Origin of the sequence: Psychrosphaera ytuae (assembly GCF_017638545.1) — a bacterium.
Classification (GTDB): Bacteria; Pseudomonadota; Gammaproteobacteria; order Enterobacterales; family Alteromonadaceae; genus Psychrosphaera; species Psychrosphaera ytuae.
Genome location: NZ_CP072110.1, coordinates 227,949 through 246,343, shown reverse-complemented (window position 1 = coordinate 246,343; position 18,395 = coordinate 227,949). Strand labels below are relative to the sequence as shown.

Below are 18,395 nucleotides of genomic sequence, written 5' to 3'. Positions count from 1 at the left end.
TAAAAACGGACTATTCTCATAGTCCGTTGCTCGTTTAGACAGTTAATTATGCTGGCTGCTTTTTAAGTACCTTAATACCAAGGTAGGCAAATAAAATCGCTAACACAATATTTATTAGGTTAAAAAATGCATACGGCCAAAACTCTAACGGGCTAATCAACAATACCCCAGCCATATATGCACCACATGTGTTCCAAGGGATCAGTGGACTTGTTATTGTACCGCCATCTTCCAATGCACGAGAAAGATTAACGTTATCTAACCCTCTGCGTTCGTACTCTTCGCGATACATGCGTCCAGTCATCACCAATGACATATATTGGTCAGCTGTTACAACATTAATACCAAATGCAGTTCCTATCGTCGCTGTAACGAGCGACCCTGACGATTTCGCAGCTGATAATATGCTTTTTACAAACACAGCTAATAAGCCTAGCTTTTCCATTACCGCACCAAACATTAAAGCGGTCATGATTAACCAAGTAGTATTAAGCATGCTAGACATACCACCACCACTCAGTAGTTTATCCATATTTTCATCGCCAGTGGTTACGCTAAAGCCATCAAACATGGCTTGCCAAACAACTGAGATTACTTCAACAAAAGAACTACCACCGGCAACACGAGCCAATAACTCAGGCTGGAACACCATGCCCCATACGGCACCAATGATTGCACCGATAAAAATGGCAGGGAATGCTGGTACTTTTTTGATTGCCATTACAACTAAAACAACCAGAGGTAACAAATGAATCAGGGAAATATTGTATGTCGCTAATATTGTCTCTTGTACCGAGCCAATGCTCACCTCTTGTGCACTACTGTCTTCTGTAAAGCCCATTATGGTAAACAAAACAAGTGCAATTACAAAAGCCGGAACCGTCGTCCACAACATGTGACGAATATGATCAAACAAATCACTTCCCGAAACGGCTGGGGCTAAGTTTGTAGTTTCTGATAGAGGACTGATTTTGTCACCAAAGTAAGCCCCTGACACCACTGCGCCTGCTGCAATGGCTGGCGACATACCAATACCAGTTGCAATGCCCATTAACGCGACACCTACCGTCGCGGCAGTCGTCCAAGATGAACCAATACTCATAGCAACAATTGCGCTTAATAAACACGCAGCGGCATAGAACCAGTCAGGACTTAATATTTGTAAACCATAATAAATAAGTGTTGGCACCGTACCCGCAAGTAGCCATGTACCAATCAACGAACCTACCGCTAATAAAATAAAGATGGCGCCCATTGAAACCGAAATACCATGGACCATAGCATCTTCTAATTGTTGCCATTTGTAGCCGTTTTTAAGACCTATTAAACATGCAACACCCGTTGCTAATAATAAAACGATTTGGTTTGGACCATATGAGCTATCTCCGCCGTACAAGGCTACCGAAGCAGCCAACAGTAATACCAAGAATATAAGCGGAATCAAGGCGTCCAAGAAAGATGGTTGTTGTGTAGTTTTCAACTGAAGACCCTCAAAAAAAGTAATCGTTAGCCGCCAAAGCTAACGATACCTATCAAGTTAAGAAATACGAATAAAATAGCGATTGGTGTAAACCAGCGAAGTGTCACGTACCAAATACCAAACTTACCGTCAGATAAATTTAGTTCTTCTTGTACCACATCTCGTTTCATTACCCAGGCAACAAAAATTGCTGTCGCCAAACCGCCTAGAGGTAACAACACATCTGCAGTCAGGTGATCGATTAGCTCAAAGTAGTTGTTGACGTGTTTACCAACAAACACAAAATCGAGTTTTGCCCACTCTGCTCCGGTAAATGAGAATACCGTCAGCATACTGACTAACCAAAGACTCAACACTGCAATTAAAGCCGCTTTACCACGTTCTAATGCTAACCTTTCGACTAACCAAGCGACTGCCGACTCAACCATAGCTATGGCAGAGGTAAACGCAGCAAAGCCCAACATTACGAAGAAAATAGTACCAAATATCGTACCACCCCACATTTGGCCAAAGGCAATAGGCAAACTTACGAACACCAAACCTGGCCCCGCCGTCGCTTCTAAGCCATTACCAAACACAATAGGATAAATGGCTATACCTGCAATCAATGCAATGACTGTATCAGCGATGGCAATTGCCATTACACTCTGAGAAATACTGGTTTTCTGTGGAAGGTAAGCACCATAAATCATCATTGCGCCTGACGCTAAGCTCAATGTAAAAAATGCATGCCCTAACGCAATCAAAACACCTGAATAAGTTAGTTTTGAAAAGTCTGGGTAGAACATAAATTGAATCGTTGCACCAAAGTCACCGTTAATTGCGGCATAACCGGCAATGATTAACAACAACACAAACATCGAAGGCATCAAGTAGGTCACGGCTTTTTCTAAGCCATCTTTTAAACCCTTGCCCACGATAATGCCGGTGATACCCAAGACTACTGTCGTCCAAGCAACTAATTTTCCAGGACTAGCAAGTAAATCGTTGAAAATACCTTGGATTTTTTCAGGAGATGCACCAACAAAGCTACCAGAACCAGCTTCGAAAATATAAGAAACCGCCCAACCTGCAATTACTGCATAAAAAGAAAGGATTAGAAAACCAGCTAAAATTCCTACCCAGCCTACGACACTCCACTTGGTATTTGCACAAGCTTCCAATGCGAGTGTACGCACTGAGTTTCCAGGGCTTTGTCGACCGCGACGGCCAATCAAAACCTCAGCCATCATGACTGGAATACCGATTGATAAGATACAAAGGAGGTAAACGATAACAAAAGCGCCACCGCCGTTTTCGCCCATGATGTATGGAAATTTCCAAATATTACCCAGCCCTACTGCAGAGCCAGTCGCCGCCAAAATAAACGCGAGTCTACTTGACCATTGACCATGATCAACGCTGGTTGTCATGCGTCCCCCTATACATTGTTGTTATTATTTTATTATTTTTATATTTAGCAAAAAAGCAGCCTAGGGCTGCTTTCAGCGCACTCTCTTACTACTTGTGTTGCGTAAGCTATTTTGAAACTAACGCAAATTGACCCGTTTCAATCAAATCAGCCACAATTCGGGCAGTTTCTTCTAAAAACGGATCTAGTTCTTCTAATACTTCTGGCAAATCATCTTCTAATGACGAAACTGGCTCAAGTCCTAACCGAGCTAAACGTTCATTAACTCGTTTTAGTCGCTTCGCTTTGCCTTCATCGCGTTCAGCTATGCGCTCAGCTTCATTTAAAGAAACAAAGTTCTGATCTTTTTGCTCTTTGTACTCGACGATATCGTCATTTAAGTAATTAAACTCTGGCTCTTTACTAATTCGAGCCTTATGACGCTCATCAAGTCGTTTAATCTGACTAGAAATTGTCGCCAATGGCTTATAGCGTGCTGGACGAATATTATCCCAAGGCAATGCGTTTTCTTCCTGGCTTTCACCCCATTCAGACGCATCGATTGCAGAAGGGAATAAAATGTCTGGAACGACGCCTTTGTTTTGTGTACTTCCGCCATCAATACGATAAAACTTGGCAACTGTAAATTGAATTGAACCTAGCTTGTTATCGAAACTATCAAAGGCACGGCCTATGCCACGGTGCTCTTGCACTGTACCCTTGCCAAAGGTTTGCTCACCCACTACTAGTGCTCTTCCGTAGTCTTGTAACGCCGCAGCGAAAATCTCAGACGCTGACGCACTATATCGGTCGACTAACACTGTTAACGGGCCGTCATAATAAGTCTTGCCGTCATAATCACCACGTTGGCTAATATTACCAACGCTATTTCGAATTTGGACAACAGGGCCTTTATCGATAAATAAGCCGGTTAATAACGAAGCTTCAGACAATGAGCCACCGCCGTTGCCGCGAAGGTCGATAATGAGGCCTTCAATGTTTTGATCTTTTAGCTTTTTGACTTGTTTTTTAACGTCTTCTGATAAGTTGTTGTAAAAACTAGGTATGGTTACCACACCCACTTTAGCATTCAACTCACCAATTTTAGATTCAAATACTTGAGAATCAGCTGCACGGTCTTCTAAGCGGACCTTGTCGCGAATAATAGAAACTTGTTTTGAATTTCCAGAAATGTTTTCGCCACGAACAACTTGCAGTCGAACTTCTGTGCCTTTTTTGCCTTTGATCAATTCGATTACGTCATCTAAACGCCAGCCAACGATATCAACAAAATCATCTTCGCCTTGAGCGACACCGATAATTTTATCTTCTGGCTTAAGCTGGTTCGTTTTATCTGCTGGGCCACCAGGTACTAAGCTTCTAATTACGGTAAATTCGTCTACTGGTTGCAGAACCGCACCAATTCCCTCAAGTTCAAGATTCATCTCAACTTTGAATCGATCTGCACGACGAGGTGAAAGGTAAGAAGTATGTGCTTCAATACTGCGAGCAAAAGAATTCATCACCAGCTGAAAGGCATCTTCATTTTGCGTTTGAGTCAGTCGTCTTATGGTATTGGTATAACGCTTTGTTAACGTTTCTTTGATACCCGCTTCATCTTTGCCTGCTAGCTTTAGATTTAACGCATCGTACTTTAATTTTTGACGCCAATATTCATCAAGCTCTTCGGTTTTGCTTGCCCAGTCAGCGTCTTCACGGTCGTAATAAAAGACCTCTTTTTTAGTAAAATCAAAAGGCGTTTCCAACCACTTTATCGCTTGGCGATAACGTTCTACACGACGAGTCAGCGACTCTTCGTATAGATCAAATGCAAAGCCCAGTTGGCCTAGGCTAATGCCTTCATCAAACTGGAATTTGTATTTGTCGAATTTTTCGATATCCGACTTTAAAAATAAACTTTTGTTGTAATCTAAGTTTCTTAAAAATCGGTCATAAACTTTTGCAGACAGATCGTCGTTCAGCTTCACTTTTTTATAATGAGAGCGCGAAAACCAAGCTGTAATTCTCTTTGAAGCGACCTTGTGTTGGGATTCCTGTGCCAAATCCGGTACGACAAAATCATCGAGATTTGCGTCTTTACTGTCAGCCCAAACAAGAGCCGAGAATAAAGCGGTTGCAATGATTGAGCTGGTAAATACGTGCTTAACTGTCTGCATATAAGCTCCTATGCTTTAAAAATACTGTCCTTTGTTACCTTCATGACCATTCCTGAAGACAATTGAACAGAAACTTCATCTTTTGAGGTTTCGACAATCGTCGCGGCCATTGGTTTCATACCTAGCTTAACTAATACGGATTTGCCCACAGAAAAGTCTTCATTTGAAACGAGTTCTTTTGCTGGCTGTTCTTCTTTGGCTTTAGTTGGAGCAGGTTTTGCTTTTCGCTTTGGAGGGTTTTTAACTGATTTAGCTGGACGCTTTGGTGCGTCTTTTTTGCTATTCGCTTTGCGCTTTTCGTCAAATTTAGCCTTGCTTTCAGCCAATTGAGTCGTTGCGTGCTCAACGTGTTCAGCCGTTAATTCTTCGACATCATTACCGTCAAGGTCAACTCGCATGCCGCCTTTTTTAACCGCCTCTAGATATCTCCAACTATTGGTGTAGCGACGTAACGCATGACGAACTTGTGTCTTTGACACTGGATCTTCTTCAGTAATACGTTCTGCAATGTCCGCAAAAATACCAATTTTTAATGGCTTTGCTTCGCCTTTTATGCTGAAGCTACTAGGAAACTTAGTGGCTAAAAACTCTATTACTACTTTTAAATCTGTTTTTTGTTGAGATTGCATCAATCGTTCTCTATTTCATCTAATTTTTCGCGAACAAAACTGGTAACCCAGCTCTCAAGTTCATCTAATTCGTTTTCGATTATAAAATCTTGACCGGCAACGGCTTCCCATAACTCGTCAAACAATTGCTCAGCCATAAACTGGTCTGCGTGATCTGGGAGCATTCCGTATGCAATATAAATAAGCTCGTTGATTCGCTCAACGACCTCTTCTTCCTCGCCATCCCAATCACCGACTATTTCGATACCGACTAAAAAGTCGCGAACATCAACCAGCTCTTTCATTGAATTACCAGTTAGTTTGGATCATATCCACCAACAGCTCAAGGCCGCTAGCGTCTTCTTGGTCAAACCTAGCTAGTGATGGACTGTCAATATCCAAAACAGCGACAACTTGACCGTTAACTTCGATCGGCACTACTACTTCTGAGTTGCTTGCTGCATCACACGCTATGTGACCTTCAAACGCATGAACGTCTTCAACCAATTGTGTTTTATTTTCTGCAACAGCCGTTCCACAGACTCCGCGCCCGACCGGAATTCTTACGCAAGCGGGTTTACCCTGGAATGGCCCAAGAACTAACTCTTTACCATCTCCGGCTAAATTATCAGCCATAAGATAAAAACCGGCCCAGTTAATGTCTTCTAGACGGTCAAATAATATAGCACTGATATTCGCTAAATTTGCAATTCGATTAGGCTCGCCATCACACAAAGCTGACGCTTGCATGACGATTTCGCGGTAAAACTCTTTTTTATCCAAGCTTAGACCCATTGAAAGTTACTGGTTTAAAAATTCAGCCTGCTAACTTACTCTTTCTGACCTTAAATTTAAAGCCATAGACAGCATTTAATCGACAGGACAGACCCTAATTGAGTGTTTTTCGGTCACAAATAACTCGATTTTAATCAGAGAAACAAAGAACGGACTTTTTCGCGGTAGCTTCGGCTCACCCTTATCTCGTGTTCGTTGTTTAATTGAATCACATATTCACCGTTACTCAAGGTCAGAACTTTTTTGACCGCATCGTTCTTAACCAAAACGGAACGGTGGACTCGAACGAATAATTTCGGGTTTAATTCGGTTTCGAGTTGTTTCATCGTTTTACGTAATATATGGGTTTCGCCATCTTTGCAATGAACACACATGTAATCACCCGCTGCATCAACCCACAATACATCGTGTACAGAAATACGAGTAGTTTCACCAACGTCTTTCACAGAAATATAATCGCGATAGTCCGATACCGAAATGGGCTCGCCTTTGGCCAGGCTATCCAAAATAGAATCAGAGTCTGCTCCGGTAATTTCTGCCATCATGTTGACCAGTTTCATTTGTTGGTCATTGTCGGCACTGCCACCAAATTGCGCCAGCACTTTTTCAATACACTCTTTGAGGCGGTCTTCATCAACCGGCTTGAGCAGATAATCAATTGCATGTACTTCAAACGCTTGCAACGCATATTGGTCATATGCAGTTACAAATACAATTTTGGGCATTTTAATCGATGCTTCTTGCAGGTTTTTTAATACTTCAAATCCAGTCATTCCCGGCATTTGAATATCTAAAAATACTAAATCTGGCTTCAACGCTTCAATTTGCTCTATTGCTTGTTGGCCATTTTTGCACTGTTCGACGACGGCGATCTGCTCAAACTTATTCAAGCGCATCGACAAACCCTTACGCGCTAATGGTTCATCATCGACAATAATTGTTCTAATTGTATTTTGCATGTTCTGAATCGCCTACTCCGTATCAAATTCCAGCGGAATCCGTATGTTGACCTTTAAACCTGTTGGTTCGACAGACGACAACACAAAACTGTGATCGTCATAAAGAGTGAGAAGTCGTTCTCGAGTATTTGCGATACCTACTCCTACTCCATTTACTTTATTCGCTTTACTTGCCTTTTGACTTGTTTCTAGGCCTGGACCATTGTCTTTTACTTCTAATAACAAATCATGACCAAATGTTTTGGCACTGATCGAAATCACACCACCGTCATCCATTGTCGCAATAGCATACTTAATCGAGTTTTCGATAAGTGGTTGTAACAACAAACTTGGCACTAACGCCTGCTCGGCATCTTCAGTGACATTCCACTCCACGCTAAGGCGATCTTCAAACCTTATCTTCTCTATCTCTAAATAGAGAGATAGCGCTTTAATTTCCTGTTTTAAGGCAACCTTTTTAATTGGATCTGTGTGCAGTGAATAGCGCAAGAAGTCACTTAATTTACTGACCATCCCATTCGCTGTTTTATTTTCCTCACACATTATCAGAGTAGAAATTGCATTTAACGTGTTAAACAAAAAATGGGGATTCAGCTGGTAACGCAACATTTTTAATTGTGCTTGGTTTGCCATATTAGCGGCTTTAAGAGCTTTTTGTCGCTCTTTTTCAAGCATTTGGTAATACTTAATACCGAAATACAAACCACTCCAACACAAGACAATATAAAAACTACCTAGTGTATTTCGAAAATACCCAAGCCAATCGGATGGAGTATAACCAAATCGATAAAACTCAAAAAAACTGTAATTTTGTAAGACACCCCATAACGTACCGACAAAATAGGACGCTGTCAGGATAGTAATGACTAGCCACATTGGCGACATATCCCAAACACGGCGGTAAAGGTATCGCAATGGCAAGGTCAACATAGCGCCTAGGTATGCATTGGATATGATAATGAAGATATAAGCGTCACGCATGTCATTAACAAACGAGCCAATGTAGTGGACTAACGCAAAACCTATCCATCCACCAATATGTAACACCCAAAAAAATTGGTTTCGCTCGTCGAGCAACTTTTGAACATTCAAACGAATTCGCCTCGTAATTACGGCAGCCTAATACAGGACATTATAAGGAGATAAAAGGATTAAATAAGTTAAACGAACCCGACTTAGGGTCCGTTTGTCGCATAAATTGTTTGTACTAATGTGCGGCTCTTTTGGTTTTTTCTGTCGGAACAAAGTGACAGAAAATCCATGCAGGACCAATTAATAAAAACTGAACATCTTTAAAAAACGACGGCTTTTTTCCCTCAATCTTATGACCTATGAACTGCAATATCCAAGCGATAACAAACACGGCAACAGACATAAATAGAACTGACACAGGCATGTTGGCTTGCCACCACATTAAAAAGGCAACACAGATAGCTGAAAACAGTAACATTCCCAGTCCTAGCACTAATGATAAGGAAAAATAAAATAACAATGCTGGCGCGAGTAAAGCGGTTGACCAATTTACCCAGGATAGGCCCGTTTCAATAGGAAATGGAATGGACCACAATAACCCAATCACCGTCATGAATATTGCAGGAACACATAAATAGTGGATCAATTTGTTGGTGTGATTTTGGTGGCTTTCGCCATATTCATCCAACCAAGTTTGTAGTGGTTTCATTGTTCACCCCATTGATAGTTATTATTATTGTGTTGCCAATATAACCACCAACGAGGTGAGAGTTCAATTCTTATAATTCAATGCCCGCTAAAACAGGAGTGGGCTTGCGATCTTCATCTAGCGCAACAAATTTAAATGAACCACTGATGGCTTTGTGTTTATCATCTTGGTACATACCCTCGACAAAGACATTTACCTCGACAACAATACTTGTACGACCAATATTGGCAATACTAGCGACCAATTCCACTATCGTCCCTTCTGGAATTGGCTCTTTAAAATCAACTCGGTTGGAAGAAATAGTAACCAATGGTTTGCGGCAAAAACGCGTTGCACTGACAAATGCAATTTCATCCATCCAAGCCAAAGCTTCACCACCAAAAAGGGTATTGTGATGATTGGTACGACCTGGAAACACGGTTTTGGTTGTGTAGGCCGTTGCATAATTGATTCTTGCTTGGACTTTTTCAGAATATTCCATAAGATCACTCTATATTAATTGGTTTTTTTAAGTATAAACCGATTCAGTTAGTAACCCATATGAATACTGCATTTATATTGGCTAACTGTTTTAAAAATAGACGATATAGGTGAGTTTTCATGTCAGATGTCAAATATACGATTTCCGTTGTTGATCCACTTCAACATTTGTTCGGAATCCAAATAGAGTTCCAACCCAAATCTTCAGAGCCCGTAAATTTGTCTTTGCCAAACTGGTTACCTGGCAGTTACATGATCCGAGACTTCGCCAAACACGTTCTGGATTTCACTGCGCAAGACCAAGATGGTCCACTTCTTTGCACACCAACGTCTAAGTCTAGCTATTCAATAGAACACAACAACAAAACCATCACCGTAAGTTATCACTATTACGCATTTGATTTGAGTGTGCGAAAGGCATATTTAGATCAGCAATATGGTTTTATTAATCCTGCCAGCAGTTGTTATCAAGTCGACTCTCACAAAGACGAGACTTGCCTAGTGACTATTGTCAAACCAAGCCATTATGTTGCCCAACATTGGGTACCTGCGGTTGGCTTAACCAGAACCAAAGATACCGAGCTTTTCAGTTGGGGTAATTATCAAGCGACGAGCTACATCGACTTTACTGACTACCCAATTTTAATGGGAAAACTGGACATTGCTAAATTTGAAGTCGAACAAGTACCTCACTATATGATCACTGCAGGTCAGCACTTTGGAGACTTATCAAGGGTCGTAAATGACCTAAAACCTATTTGTGAATTTCAAGCCAACGTTTTTGGTGGCTTACCATCGGATGTAGACCAGTATTTGTTTTTAACGATGATCACCGACAGTGGCTTTGGTGGATTAGAACATTTAAATAGCACCGCACTGGTTTGCAGCCGCTATGACATTATTAAAGATTCACAGCCAATGACAGACGGTTATGAAACGTTCTTAAGCCTTTGTAGCCACGAATATTTTCACACATGGAATGTTAAACGCCTTAAACCGAAAGAGTTTATTCCGTTTGACCTGAATCGCGAAGTATACACAGAACAATTGTGGTTTTATGAAGGCATGACTTCTTACTTCGATGATTATAGCCTCGTTGCAACCAATACTATCTCGCCACAAACCTATTTAAACACCCTTGCTAAAACTTTGACGCGGGTTCGCAGAGGTAACGGTGAAACAAGACAATCTGTAACAGAAAGCAGTTACTTTAGTTGGACTAAATTTTATCAACAAGACCATACGGCACCTGACCAAATTACCAGTTATTATAGCAAAGGCGCGCTTATTGCTTGTTTTGCAGATTTATCGATTCGACAACACAGTGCCGGACAAAAAACATTAGCCCATTTGATGAATGAAGCTTGGCAACAATGGGGCGCGAATGGCATTGGTACTACTCAAGCAGAACTTGAATCGCTGTTTGAGACTTACCTCAGTAAAGCCGACTTTGAGACTTTTAAAGAGCTTTTATATCGGGCGTCTCGAATTGATTTATCAAACATGCTTGCCGAAGTTGGCATCGACTTAAATTACTTTCCACAATCCAAACCAAATCAATGGTTCATAGATGGTGCTTCTGAATACAACCCTGAACAACCTGAATTTTGGCTAGGTGCTACGTTAGCGCTGGAAAATGGTTTGCACACAGTTAAACAGGTGTTAAACAACAGTCCTGCAGAGCGCGCGGGCATCGCAGTCGGAGACCAGTTGGTCGCCTTTAACCAAATAAAGCTACCGGCAACAGACGTCGAAAGTTGGTTTAAGAAAGTGCAGCGAAAAGACGGAAATCAAATTCATTATTTTAGAAAAGATAGCCTAATGTGTGCACACTTAGAATTAAAACCAAGCCCTGCCTTCGTCGCACAGTTACGACTCAAACACGAAGACAAAGCCAAAACCTGGCTTAATTCGTAACCCAAAATTGTGTTAAGGCAATAGCAAACCTGGATCTAGACGGCGATTAAACCAATTTAATCGCCAGTCTAAATGTGGTCCGGTTACCCTTCCGGTTTCCCCTATTTCTGCAATTTTTTGACCTTGCTCAATTTCATCTCCTACTTTGACATCTAATTTACTTAAATGAATATAGGTCGAAGTGATTCCCATGCCGTGGTCAATAATTAACGTACCACCTGAGTAATAAAGATCAGGGTCAGCAAACACCACTTTACCAGACCATGGTGCGTTTACTTTTGTTCCCGTAGGAGCTGCAATGTCTAAACCAAAATGCGGCCTTTTAGGTACGCCATTAAATACTCGTTGCGAACCATAAACACCACTGATCCGCCCTTCTGCAGGTTTTAAAATAGCCGTCATAAAGTCGGTTCTAAATGTCATCTTTTGCCTTGCCTCATAAACTGCAGCGGCTTCGCGCTTAGTGCGCTGCGTAACGGAGGCAGGCGGAGACACATACTTTTGCGCTACGCCATTCACCCGGTCTATCTTATAATCACGCTGTAAAACATTCATCGGCAACTGAAGCTCTGTTGAATCTGCGTATTGAATAACTAATTCGGAGTTTGCTTCGGCATCACGACCAAACCCAAACACAAACACTAACTGGTTAGGGTGTACGGGTACTTTTACGCCATCGATAGACACTTTTTCAATGGCTTTGGTAGCATGACCTACGATCATTCCGCCTTGAGTAGCGTGACCTTTTATCGTTATTGCTGAGGATTGATGAATAACAGGTGAGGATTGAGTTTGAGTCTGAGCTGTATCAGCAGCGAAGGCCGAAACACTTTTTAGACTTAGGGCTGTAACTAGCCCCAAAACGAGTGAGGCGGATACACTAGCGGTACCCGCAAAACTAAAACTTTTAAGAAAACGCGATTGCACCTTTTGCAACACCTTCATACGCTACCACCTTGTAGTCATTATCTGGGTTTTGTTGTTTGAGTTTGTCTGCTAGGTATTGTGCAATTAATTCTACAGTTGTGTCCACCGGCATAACGTAAACCGCTGAGGTTTCCATAGCGAGCTCAAAATGCCCTTGAGAAGACTCGTACTTAAACGCAACTTGGCTATTCGTCTTTTCAATAAACTCCAAATCCGTTGCTTCTACCTGGTCTTCTAGCGTTGCGATGTAAATATCCTGCCACTGAGTTGCTAACATCTTTTCGATGCGTGGCGACTTCATACCATTTTCAAAAACTTGGATCTTTGAGCGGTGCCCATGAGCGATACGTTGGCAATTACCGTCGTGCTTCTTTAAACCATGCGTGTAGTGATAGAAAAAGCCATTGATCTCTTCTGTTCGCAAAGACAACTCGACCTTTTTTACATTTTCAGGCAGCTGCGGCTTGATAACTGAGGCTAAATGAGCAATGACATTGTCCATCTCAACTTTAGTAGCATCGATAAAGCAGTAGGCATCTTCAGGACTTGAAATATGTATCTTACGGCCTTGCTCATCAACAAATTCGACCTTGATGTAGTCAGTGCCATCGATGTGCGTCACATGAGATTGATTGTATTCAGATGGCACGACTAACTTGTGATCAACGGTGTCATCAATAATGCGTTTAACTTGCTTTTTGACTTTACCAAAATCAAGAACCATATTCTGTTCGTCTAGCTCACCGTGTAGTGTCAGATCTACGATCCAACTTTCCCCTACCATGCCACGCTGTGTGCACAGGTACGAAAAATCAATTACGGTAAGGTCATTAACAAACAATTGCATATTAGGCTCTCTCAAAAAAATTCGGCGTGTATTATAAAGATTTCTGCGCCAATCCGCATCAACTGTTTTTGTTTATTTATCGAACTTTCATGGCATATTATCGCTAAATGTTTCATAGTTAAAAAACAAGCTTTTCAACGATAAAGGTAGTGCATGAAACGAATTTTTACCTGTAATAATCACCTAGAGTTACAGGCGTTCAAAGAAGCGTTAAATCGAGTTGGCATTCAACACTTCGTTAAAAACGAGTACATTTTTGGTGCGGTTGGGGAATTGCCCTTTACCGAAGCTTGGCCAGAACTCTGGGTCGTTAACGAAGACCAACTCGAACAAGCTCAACAAACCTGTCGAGAAACCGAGCAAGCGATGCGAGCTGACAAGCCCGAGTGGTTATGCCGTCATTGCGGAGAAACGAATGACGGCAGCTTTGAATTTTGTTGGCAATGTGAACATATAGTTCAAAATGGTTAGCTAAAGTTTGAGCTAAGTCTTACCAACTTCCTGTATTTTCCATTGATGCCCAAGGCTCTTGTTTTTCTAACGCTTCACCCTTTTGCAATAACTCAATGCTTATCCCGTCGGGTGAACGAACAAAAGCCATGTGGCCGTCACGAGGTGGACGATTAATCGTAATCCCATTGTCTTGTAGCTTTTGGCAAAGCTGATAAATATCATCGACTCGATAAGCCAAATGACCAAAATTACGACCACCTGTATAAGTTTCAGGGTCCCAGTTGTAAGTTAACTCAAGTGTAGGAGTTTTTGTTTTTTTCGCTTCTTCGTATTGCCCTGGAGCCGCTAAATAAACCAAAGTAAAGCGCCCCTTTTCACTGTCCATTCGATGGACCTCTTTCAAACCTAACAAGTCACAATAAAAATGCATTGAGGCTTCTAAGTCACTGACTCGAACCATAGTATGAAGATATTCCATATTCTGCCCTTTGTTTTGATTAGTTAGCGCTAGTCGTTTCGCTCAGTAATTGAGCCTTAAATCAAACGCAATAGCGTATTAGCATACAAGTAACCCATCAGTTGGGATCAATTATCTATTTTCAACCCCGAGGTTCTGGTAGTTTTATCCAGCTAGACTTATAATTGCCGCCGTTTTTTGTAGTACAAGGCTCCCATATAATGCGAATCACTCTAGCGCCGATGGAAGGCGTTATCGACCATCTCATGCGCCATATGCTCACAGAGCTTGGTGGTATCGATTTATGTATGACCGAGTTTATTCGTATTGTTGATCAAAAACTGCCTGAAAGAGTCTTTCATCGATATTGTCCCGAATTAAAGTCAGGATCAGTCACACCCAATGGCACTCCGGTAAGGATTCAGTTACTCGGGCAAGACCCTCACTGGTTAGCGGAAAACGCGGTAGTTGCAACAGACTTGGGAAGCCAAGGTATTGACCTAAATTTTGGTTGCCCTGCCAAAGCCGTTAACAAAAGCAAAGGCGGTGCGGTCCTTCTCAAAGAGCCTGAAACCTTATACGCAATCGCCAAATCCGTTCGTCAAGCGGTGCCTAAACATCTCCCGGTCACCGCTAAAATGCGCTTAGGATTTGAGGATAAAACCCTAGCTATAGAAAACGCACAAGCGCTAGAAGCTGGCGGCATCGATGAAATAGCAATTCATGCAAGAACCAAGGTCGAAGGTTATAAACCGCCAGCCTATTGGGAACATATCGCTTTAATTAAACAACACGTGCAAACCCCACTGATTGCCAACGGTGAAATCTGGAACCCACAACAGGCCAAGCAATGCCAAGAGCAATCACAATGTGAAAATATCATGCTAGGCCGAGGTGCGTTGGCAGTGCCTAATCTTGCCGCTTGGATCAAAGGCCAGTCAAACAAAATACCTTGGAATCAAGTGTTGGCTCTTCTACTTACCTATTCAAAATATGAAATCGAAGGAGATAAGGGACTTTATTATTCAAACCGGGTTAAACAGTGGATGGTTTATCTCAAAATGGCTTATCCTGAGGCAAATGAGTTTTTTAGAACTATTCGTACCATTCGTAAAACCGATGAAATGTATACCGCTATTTCTGCTCAGCTAAACCAATAAATAGACTAAAAATAGTGGCTTGCTGTTTGCCATTTCACAACACCTTCGATACTCTGATTTTATAACGGTTGGTTACAGGGCTAAGTTTTTTCAAGCGCAGTCTAACCAGCCCAAAAAATAACAATAAATCAAAATAAACAATAAGAAAGGATGGTTATGACGTTCATCAAATCGACGACCAGTATTTTTGTTGCCAGTGCCCTAACGTTAGGATTAACAGCATGTGGTGATGAGAGTGCAACCAGCTCAAAAACAACAAGTGCTCCAGTACAACAAAAATTAACCGCAGAAGACGCAAAAGCGTTTATCGCCAAAGCAGAAAAAACATTTGCTGAGCAATACGAATATGCAGCCAAAGTCGCTTGGGTTTCACAGACATTCATCACGGAAGATACTCAGTATCTAGAAGCAAAATCTAGTGAAGAGCTAAAACTTATTGGTATTGAGTTTGCGAACGGTGCGGCTAAATTTAAAGACTTAGACCTCGATTACGACACCAAACGCAAACTAGATATGTTGCGCTTAGGTCTAACTTTACCAGCGCCAGCTGATGCACCAGATCTAGCTGCCGAATTAGCTCAAATCGAATCAAAACTTTCCGCAATATACGGCTCTGGTGAAGCCGCCGACGGTAAAAAATACGACTTAATCAAACTATCTCGTACTTTATCGACATCCGACGATCCAGAAGAGTTACTCAATGCGTGGGTTGATTGGCGTAAGGTGTCACCAGCGATGAAAGACAAATACGTAAGACTGGTTGAAATCGCAAACCAAGGTGCACAAGATTTAGGATTTAAAGATGTAGGCGCAATGTGGCGTTCTAAATACGACATGGACCCAGATGCCTTTGCGGCTGAAATGGACCGAGTTTGGGATCAAGTTAAACCTTTATACGATGCCCTACATTGTCATGTTCGCGCAAAATTAAACGATAAATACGGTGATGAAGTAGCACCAGTACAAGGTGAAATCCCAGCTCATTTATTAGGAAATATGTGGGCCCAAACTTGGGGTAACGTATATGACCTAGTTGCACCAGAGGGTGGCAGCGGCATTGACGTAACAGAAAAGTTACTAGAAAACGATTACACCCCGGTGAAAATGGTTGAGCAAGCTGAATCATTTTTTACATCTCTAGGATTTGAACCTCTTCCAGAGACATTTTGGACCCGTTCTATGTTCGAAAAGCCTGTGGACCATGATGCAGTTTGTCACGCAAGTGCTTGGGATATGTCTGAAACGGACTACCGAATCAAAATGTGTATCCAAACAACTGGCGAAGAATTCAATGTTATTCACCATGAGTTAGGCCACAACTTCTATCAGCGTGCATATAATCAAGTACAGCCACTGCTATATCGCGGTAGTGCAAATGATGGCTTCCACGAAGCAATTGGCGACACCGTTGCGTTATCAATTACACCAAAGTACCTTAAAGAGATTGGCTTAATTGAACAAGAACCGGATGCGTCTGGTGATTTACCATTCTTAATGCGCATGGCGATGGACAAGGTTGCGTTTTTGCCGTTTGGTTTAATGGTTGATAAGTGGCGCTGGCAGGTGTTTAGTGGCGAACTAAAACCAGATCAATACAACGAAGGTTGGTGGAAGTTACGTGAACAGTATCAAGGTGTTAAAGCCCCTGTTTTACGTACAGAAAACGACTTTGATCCAGGTGCTAAATACCATATTCCAGCAAACACACCTTATTCACGCTATTTCCTAGCGCACATTTTACAGTTCCAATTCCATCGTGAGCTGTGCAACATCGCAGGTGAAACAGGCCCATTACACCGCTGCTCTATCTACAACAATAAAGAAGTAGGTAAGAAACTTAATGCAATGTTAGAAATGGGTACAAGTAAACCTTGGCAAGATGCACTAGAGGCAATGACGGGTTCTCGTGATATGGATGCAACGGCTGTTATCGATTACTTTGCACCATTAAAAACGTGGTTAGATGAGCAAAATGCAAATCGCCAATGTGGTTGGTAGTAACTAGTTAAATCAGGTGGCTATTCAACCTAGTCACCAAAACAAAAAAAGCGGTTATCCCAATAAGGTAATAACCGCTTTTTTATATGCAGTGTTTGACGACTGCTAGCACAAAGCTATTATTTTACGCCTAACTCACGTAAACGTTCGTCAAGGTATTCACCCGCTGTATAACGGTCAGATAAAACAACATCTGGACGTGGGTGTAAGAATAGTGGCAATGAAATACGAGACTTAGTACGGTCCGCACCTTCAGGGTTAATTACTCGGTGAATCGTCGATGGGAAGTAACCACCAGACGCTTCTTGAAGCATGTCACCAATGTTAACAATCAAACAGCCAAAGTCACCAGGTACGTCTAACCACTCGCCGTCTTTCTTAAGAACCTGCAAGCCACTTGCGTTTGCTGCCGGTAAAACCGTAAGTAAGTTAATGTCGCCATGTGCTGCCGCACGGATAGCGCCGACTTCTTCATCACCTGTAATCGGTGGATAGTGAAGAATACGCAACAAAATTTGTTCGCTGTTTTTGATCATAGAAGACAGCGCTTCTTTGTAGTTTACAGATACTTCTGCTGGAGAGTGTTGCTCAACCCAATCTAATAAAGTCGATGCAAATGCCGTCGCTTGCTCGTAGTAAGCGTGGATTTCTTCTCGAAGTTCCTCTGGGCACTGGCCCCACGGGTAGTAGTGGTAGTACTCTTTAATGTCTTTTTTGTCTGCGCCCTTTGCAGTTTCACTTACTGTGTCTGGGAAAAAGCCGTCTTGAGTTTCTACATTAAATTTGAAGTCGTGTTTTTTCTCATCAGCAAAAAAGCCTGCCCAATTTTTATAAATTGATTCAAGCATGTCTTTTTGTAATGGGTGGTTCTTTAAAACACCAAAACCCGTTTCATGAAGAGACTTTACAAACTCTTCCGCTGCATTATCAGCGTTAAAATCTACAATTGGTAACATCATTTAATCCAACATCAATACTTTAAGTGGCGCGAATTATATGCGAGATTCCCTTCGAATCCAAAAAAAAACCTTAAAAAATAGACACAGATCAAAGTTAGTTTGTAAGT

The 18,395-nt window shown here is 41.8% G+C and carries 18 protein-coding genes; 4 read left to right on the top strand and 14 right to left on the bottom strand.

From position 1 onward, the window contains the following. Positions 1-46 precede the first annotated feature (46 nt). The 10 genes from nhaC to J1N51_RS01135 all read right to left on the bottom strand — a co-directional run bounded on the left by nhaC (position 47) and on the right by J1N51_RS01135 (position 9,571). Positions 47-1,480 (bottom strand): Na+/H+ antiporter NhaC, encoded by a 1,434-nt coding sequence (nhaC, locus tag J1N51_RS01180; RefSeq protein ID WP_208832185.1) that lies wholly within the window; start codon positions 1,478-1,480, stop codon positions 47-49. Between the two features lie 26 nt (positions 1,481-1,506). After that, positions 1,507-2,892: a sodium-dependent transporter gene (locus J1N51_RS01175; protein WP_208832184.1), complete on the bottom strand. Its 1,386-nt coding sequence runs from the start codon at positions 2,890-2,892 to the stop codon at positions 1,507-1,509. A 106-nt stretch (positions 2,893-2,998) separates the two neighbouring features. Beyond that, a complete protein-coding gene (gene prc / locus J1N51_RS01170; RefSeq protein ID WP_208832183.1) occupies positions 2,999-5,047 on the bottom strand; it encodes a carboxy terminal-processing peptidase in 2,049 nt (682 codons plus the stop codon). An 8-nt stretch (positions 5,048-5,055) separates the two neighbouring features. After that, positions 5,056-5,679 carry an RNA chaperone ProQ gene (gene proQ / locus J1N51_RS01165; protein WP_208832182.1) on the bottom strand — a complete coding sequence of 208 codons (624 nt, stop codon included), beginning with the start codon at positions 5,677-5,679 and terminating at the stop codon, positions 5,056-5,058. Then, complete coding sequence (locus J1N51_RS01160) at positions 5,676-5,960, bottom strand: VIT1/CCC1 transporter family protein (protein ID WP_208832181.1); 285 nt, start codon at positions 5,958-5,960, stop codon at positions 5,676-5,678. Before J1N51_RS01160 ends, proQ begins: the two co-directional genes overlap by 4 nt. A 4-nt stretch (positions 5,961-5,964) precedes the next feature. Continuing rightward, positions 5,965-6,438, bottom strand: a complete 474-nt coding sequence (locus tag J1N51_RS01155) for a GAF domain-containing protein (protein WP_208833276.1) — start codon at positions 6,436-6,438, stop codon at positions 5,965-5,967. Between the two features lie 146 nt (positions 6,439-6,584). Further along, entirely contained in the window at positions 6,585-7,409 is an 825-nt protein-coding gene (locus J1N51_RS01150) for a LytR/AlgR family response regulator transcription factor (protein ID WP_208832180.1), read from the bottom strand. Positions 7,410-7,421: 12 nt separating this feature from the next. Next, positions 7,422-8,501: a sensor histidine kinase gene (locus J1N51_RS01145; RefSeq protein WP_208832179.1), complete on the bottom strand. Its 1,080-nt coding sequence runs from the start codon at positions 8,499-8,501 to the stop codon at positions 7,422-7,424. Between the two features lie 115 nt (positions 8,502-8,616). After that, positions 8,617-9,090, bottom strand: coding sequence for an Mpo1 family 2-hydroxy fatty acid dioxygenase (locus tag J1N51_RS01140; protein WP_208832178.1), 474 nt, complete (start codon positions 9,088-9,090; stop codon positions 8,617-8,619). 70 nt (positions 9,091-9,160) lie between these two features. Next, a complete protein-coding gene (locus tag J1N51_RS01135; RefSeq protein WP_208832177.1) occupies positions 9,161-9,571 on the bottom strand; it encodes an acyl-CoA thioesterase in 411 nt (136 codons plus the stop codon). A 119-nt stretch (positions 9,572-9,690) separates the two neighbouring features. On the opposite strand from J1N51_RS01135, the gene J1N51_RS01130 reads away from it, so the two are divergent. Beyond that, on the top strand, positions 9,691-11,487 hold the full coding sequence (locus J1N51_RS01130; RefSeq protein ID WP_208832176.1) for a M61 family metallopeptidase: 1,797 nt from the start codon (positions 9,691-9,693) through the stop codon (positions 11,485-11,487). Between the two features lie 12 nt (positions 11,488-11,499). Here J1N51_RS01130 and J1N51_RS01125 read toward each other — a convergent pair whose 3' ends face one another. Both J1N51_RS01125 and J1N51_RS01120 read right to left on the bottom strand, forming a co-directional pair. After that, entirely contained in the window at positions 11,500-12,432 is a 933-nt protein-coding gene (locus J1N51_RS01125; RefSeq protein ID WP_208832175.1) for a M23 family metallopeptidase, read from the bottom strand. Further along, complete coding sequence (locus J1N51_RS01120) at positions 12,395-13,261, bottom strand: 6-pyruvoyl trahydropterin synthase family protein (RefSeq protein WP_208832174.1); 867 nt, start codon at positions 13,259-13,261, stop codon at positions 12,395-12,397. Before J1N51_RS01120 ends, J1N51_RS01125 begins: the two co-directional genes overlap by 38 nt. A gap of 153 nt (positions 13,262-13,414) precedes the next feature. Between J1N51_RS01120 and J1N51_RS01115 the strand changes: the two genes are divergently transcribed. Beyond that, on the top strand, positions 13,415-13,732 hold the full coding sequence (locus tag J1N51_RS01115) for a putative signal transducing protein (RefSeq protein ID WP_208832173.1): 318 nt from the start codon (positions 13,415-13,417) through the stop codon (positions 13,730-13,732). Between the two features lie 19 nt (positions 13,733-13,751). Here the strand turns inward: J1N51_RS01115 and J1N51_RS01110 are convergent, their stop codons facing one another. Then, positions 13,752-14,192 (bottom strand): VOC family protein, encoded by a 441-nt coding sequence (locus tag J1N51_RS01110; RefSeq protein WP_208832172.1) that lies wholly within the window; start codon positions 14,190-14,192, stop codon positions 13,752-13,754. A gap of 200 nt (positions 14,193-14,392) precedes the next feature. Between J1N51_RS01110 and J1N51_RS01105 the strand changes: the two genes are divergently transcribed. Both J1N51_RS01105 and J1N51_RS01100 read left to right on the top strand, forming a co-directional pair. Further along, the gene (locus J1N51_RS01105) at positions 14,393-15,331 is read left to right on the top strand and encodes a tRNA-dihydrouridine synthase (protein ID WP_208832171.1); all 939 of its coding nucleotides are present in this window, start codon (positions 14,393-14,395) and stop codon (positions 15,329-15,331) included. 156 nt (positions 15,332-15,487) lie between these two features. Continuing rightward, entirely contained in the window at positions 15,488-17,329 is a 1,842-nt protein-coding gene (locus tag J1N51_RS01100) for a M2 family metallopeptidase (RefSeq protein WP_208832170.1), read from the top strand. Positions 17,330-17,448: 119 nt separating this feature from the next. On the opposite strand, the gene J1N51_RS01095 is transcribed toward J1N51_RS01100, so the two are convergent. Continuing rightward, complete coding sequence (locus J1N51_RS01095) at positions 17,449-18,288, bottom strand: isopenicillin N synthase family dioxygenase (RefSeq protein ID WP_208832169.1); 840 nt, start codon at positions 18,286-18,288, stop codon at positions 17,449-17,451. Positions 18,289-18,395: the final 107 nt, after the last annotated feature.

Bases quoted from the DNA above. Each gene is read 5' to 3' on its own strand.
- J1N51_RS01175 (WP_208832184.1), bottom strand. From the start codon at position 2,892: ATGACAACCAGCGTTGATCATGGTCAATGGTCAAGTAGACTCGCGTTT.
- prc (WP_208832183.1), bottom strand. From the start codon at position 5,047: ATGCAGACAGTTAAGCACGTATTTACCAGCTCAATCATTGCAACCGCT.
- J1N51_RS01160 (WP_208832181.1), bottom strand. From the start codon at position 5,960: ATGAAAGAGCTGGTTGATGTTCGCGACTTTTTAGTCGGTATCGAAATA.
- J1N51_RS01150 (WP_208832180.1), bottom strand. From the start codon at position 7,409: ATGCAAAATACAATTAGAACAATTATTGTCGATGATGAACCATTAGCG.
- J1N51_RS01140 (WP_208832178.1), bottom strand. From the start codon at position 9,090: ATGAAACCACTACAAACTTGGTTGGATGAATATGGCGAAAGCCACCAA.
- J1N51_RS01135 (WP_208832177.1), bottom strand. From the start codon at position 9,571: ATGGAATATTCTGAAAAAGTCCAAGCAAGAATCAATTATGCAACGGCC.
- J1N51_RS01130 (WP_208832176.1), top strand. From the start codon at position 9,691: ATGTCAGATGTCAAATATACGATTTCCGTTGTTGATCCACTTCAACAT.
- J1N51_RS01125 (WP_208832175.1), bottom strand. From the start codon at position 12,432: ATGAAGGTGTTGCAAAAGGTGCAATCGCGTTTTCTTAAAAGTTTTAGT.
- J1N51_RS01120 (WP_208832174.1), bottom strand. From the start codon at position 13,261: ATGCAATTGTTTGTTAATGACCTTACCGTAATTGATTTTTCGTACCTG.
- J1N51_RS01115 (WP_208832173.1), top strand. From the start codon at position 13,415: ATGAAACGAATTTTTACCTGTAATAATCACCTAGAGTTACAGGCGTTC.
- J1N51_RS01110 (WP_208832172.1), bottom strand. From the start codon at position 14,192: ATGGAATATCTTCATACTATGGTTCGAGTCAGTGACTTAGAAGCCTCA.
- J1N51_RS01105 (WP_208832171.1), top strand. From the start codon at position 14,393: ATGCGAATCACTCTAGCGCCGATGGAAGGCGTTATCGACCATCTCATG.
- J1N51_RS01100 (WP_208832170.1), top strand. From the start codon at position 15,488: ATGACGTTCATCAAATCGACGACCAGTATTTTTGTTGCCAGTGCCCTA.
- J1N51_RS01095 (WP_208832169.1), bottom strand. From the start codon at position 18,288: ATGATGTTACCAATTGTAGATTTTAACGCTGATAATGCAGCGGAAGAG.